The sequence below is a fragment of the Dolichospermum lemmermannii CS-548 genome (genome assembly GCF_028330815.1).
Lineage (GTDB): Bacteria > Cyanobacteriota > Cyanobacteriia > Cyanobacteriales > Nostocaceae > Dolichospermum > Dolichospermum lemmermannii.
In genome coordinates, this window is sequence record NZ_JAQMTJ010000241.1 from 1 (window position 1) to 3,543 (window position 3,543).

The window sequence follows — 3,543 nt, forward strand, 5'->3', positions numbered from 1 at the left end:
CAAATACCCCAATTGCTATTAAAAATGGTGGACAACAAATCTACCAAGATATCTACGGTTCAGGATGGCAAACGATAGCCGCAGAAACTGTCAATGGCGTTAATCAAGTTCTTTGGAAAAACGTTTCTGGAAACTATCTGCATATCTGGAGTTTAGATAGTAACTGGAATTGGGTTTCTTCTCAAGGAAATTGGGGATTAAATTCTGCTGATGCTTTCACCCAAGAAACTAACTTTGGCATAGATGCTAATGGTGATGGTATTATTGGCAATCCTTATACTGCAATTGAATCAGCAGGTAATACTAAATTAGTCAAAGATCCAACCAACAAATACTTTACCCAAATCGGAACAAATACCCCAATTGCTATTAAAAATGGTGGACAACAAATCTACCAAGATATCTACGGTTCAGGATGGCAAACGATAGCCGCAGAAACTGTCAATGGCGTTAATCAAGTTCTTTGGAAAAACATTTCTGGAAACTTCCTGCATATCTGGAATTTAGATAGTAACTGGAATTGGGCTTCTTCTCAAGGAAATTGGGGATTGAATTCGGCAGAAGCTTTAACTCAGGAGACTATTTTCGGCATAGATGCTAATAGTGATGGTGTGATTGGTAATCCCTCTAGTCTGACTTTGACAGGTACAAGTGGTAATGATTTCCTCGTTGGTGGTGCAAATAATGATATTCTCACCGGTGGGGGTGGTAAAGATACTCTAACGGGTGGTTTAGGAAGTGACAAATTTGTTTACCAAAATCTCACTGATTCTCTCTTAGCTAACTTTGATGTGATTACTGACTTCAACGCCACCACAAGTAATGATTTATTCCGTGTTTCTACCGCACGAGCCGGGTTTGTGGATGTGGGAGCAGTTAATACCCTGGATGCTGCTGGTATGGTGGCAAAATTAACAGCGGCAGCCTTTGGGTCAAATTTCGCGGCTCAATTCAGTTTTGGACAAAAAACCTTTGTGGCTATTAATGATGCAACAGCAGGGTTTAATGCGGCTAATGATGCCATTATTGAGGTTACAGGATTAACCGGAACATTGAATGTCAATAATTTTGTGATTGTTTAGAGTAAAGAATAGGGATATTCAGCAAGTCAAACTTCCTACTGTTAATTAACCAAAACGGTTGGGACATGGACTTTTACAAAATTACGAAAAACCTAGATTTGTAGGGGTTTAGCAGTGCTAAACCCTTACCCACAGAATCAAATGATTAAGCCGTGTTGAGTATAAATAGTTCGACTTGTTTATAAGTGCTTAGAAACTGAGGTTAATAATCAAAAGGATTCAAATATACTGAGATCACCGACTTTTCTAAAAAGTCGGTGATCTCAATACAAATTCGAGAAAGCCCTAAAAGATATAATGTAAAAGAACATGATCCATATATTGCAGTGAACAGTTATCAGTAAACGCCTGTCAAGCTATAATTCTGATAACTGATAGCTTATTCCCTTACACCATTAGCGGTAGAAAAACATTGTGTTTGTTCTTAGCGGTTACGAGTACCTTCTAGGCTTTTTTCTCCTGTGTAGCCTAGTTCCAGTCCTAGCACTGTCAGCCTCAAAAATTCTTAGACCCACTGGTAACAGTCTGGAAAGACGCACAACTTACGAATGCGGACTAGAACCCATTGGCGGAGCTTGGATTCAGTTCAACATTCGTTACTATATGTTTGCTCTGGTCTTCGTTGTCTTTGACGTAGAAACAGTATTTTTGTATCCTTGGGCTGTTGCATTTAACCGTTTGGGTTTATTGGCATTTATCGAAGCCCTAGTCTTTATTTCGATTCTTATCATCGCCTTAGTTTACGCATGGCGCAAAGGAGCTTTGGAATGGTCTTAAATTCTAATATCATCACCCCAGACAAAGAACAAATCATCAACCCCATTCAACGGCCGACAGTTACCCATGAACTGTCAGAAAACGTCATTTTAACTACCGTTGATGACCTTTACAACTGGGCGCGGCTTTCTAGTTTGTGGCCTTTACTGTTTGGTACAGCTTGCTGCTTCATTGAATTTGCGGCTTTAATTGGCTCTCGCTTCGACTTTGACCGTTTTGGGTTAATTCCTCGTTGTAGCCCCCGCCAAGCCGATTTAATCATCACTGCGGGAACAATTACCATGAAGATGGCTCCCCAATTGGTGCGTCTTTATGAACAAATGCCCGAACCCAAGTATGTGATTGCCATGGGCGCTTGTACAATTACTGGGGGAATGTTTAGCGTTGACTCACCTACCGCAGTGCGCGGAGTTGATAAGCTGATTCCTGTAGATGTATATTTGCCTGGTTGTCCTCCCCGTCCAGAAGCGATTATTGACGCAATTATTAAACTGCGGAAAAAAATTGCCAACGAGTCTATGCAGGAACGGGATAACATCAAGCAAGTTCACCGCTACTACAGTACAACTCATAATATGAAGCCAGTTCCCGAAATATTAACTGGTAAATATATGCAGTCAGAAACCCGCTTCAATCCCCCCAAAGAATTGACGGAAGCAATTGGTATGGCTGTACCCCCAGGATTGTTGACAGCAAAGACACAGAAGGAGGAACAAGCACGTGGCTGAAGAAGAATCCAAACCAGTTCCCGTAGCAGAAGCACCTCTAGTTAAACCCGGTAAAGTTTCCCAATGGTTAGGGTCAAATGGCTTTTTCCATGAGTTTCTAGAACTTGACGCTAACGGAGTAGAAATAATTAAAGTCCCCGCAGATTTTCTACTGCCTATTTCTACAGCTTTGTATGCCTATGGGTTTAATTATCTCCAATTTCAGGGAGGAATTGACTTAGGTGCAGGAGAAGAATTGGTAAGTGTTTATCATTTACTCAAAGTTAGTGATAATGCTGACCGTCCTGAAGAAATCAGGGTGAAAGTGTTTTTACCCAGAGAAAATCCCTCTTTGCCTTCAGTTTACTGGATTTGGAAAACAGCAGACTGGCAAGAACGAGAAAGCTATGATATGTATGGCATCATCTATGAAGGTCATCCTAACTTAAAGCGAATTTTGATGCCAGAAGATTGGGTAGGTTGGCCTTTACGTAAAGATTACATCTCACCTGATTTTTATGAGTTACAAAATGCTTATTAAGTATTGCTGAAATTGAGTTTTCAGTAGTGACAATTAACCCCTTTCCAGTTGTGGAGAGGGGTTTAAGTTATAAGTCTTTATTTGTGTAATAGTGAATTATAAATAATTATCCAAGCATCAATTAATGTAATTATAAGTTAAGAATTTTAGGGACTTTCAAGAAATAAATTATCCTGATTAACGAACCACAGAGGCGCAGAGGACACAGAGGAATAAGGGTTTGAGAGATTTTTTTTATTTGGAAGTCCCTTAGTTATAATAAAAAATATAAATGCTGGTTAATTAAGAGTTAGATCCCACATTCCGCACCCCAAACTGTCACAGATCAAAAAAGCCCTTAAAGTAGTACATAATAACTAAAGTCAATTCAAAAATTAAGATGCTTAATGAGAATAAGTAGCATTAAAAGGGACGTGGTGTGATAAAGTGAAACTTG

The 3,543-nt window shown here is 39.6% G+C and carries 4 protein-coding genes; all 4 read left to right on the forward strand.

Annotation, left to right across the window (positions count from 1 at the left end; genetic code table 11):
• On the forward strand, positions 1-1,082 hold a 1,082-nt coding region (locus PN450_RS16300; RefSeq protein ID WP_334311497.1), incomplete at its 5' end, for a bluetail domain-containing putative surface protein.
• A gap of 414 nt (positions 1,083-1,496) precedes the next feature.
• On the forward strand, positions 1,497-1,859 hold the full coding sequence (locus PN450_RS16305) for an NAD(P)H-quinone oxidoreductase subunit 3 (protein WP_015081487.1): 363 nt from the start codon (positions 1,497-1,499) through the stop codon (positions 1,857-1,859).
• On the forward strand, positions 1,850-2,587 hold the full coding sequence (locus PN450_RS16310) for an NADH dehydrogenase subunit K (protein WP_015081488.1): 738 nt from the start codon (positions 1,850-1,852) through the stop codon (positions 2,585-2,587). Before PN450_RS16305 ends, PN450_RS16310 begins: the two co-directional genes overlap by 10 nt.
• Entirely contained in the window at positions 2,580-3,107 is a 528-nt protein-coding gene (locus PN450_RS16315; RefSeq protein WP_015081489.1) for an NAD(P)H-quinone oxidoreductase subunit J, read from the forward strand. The genes PN450_RS16310 and PN450_RS16315 overlap by 8 nt, the downstream gene beginning before the upstream one ends.
• Positions 3,108-3,543: the final 436 nt, after the last annotated feature.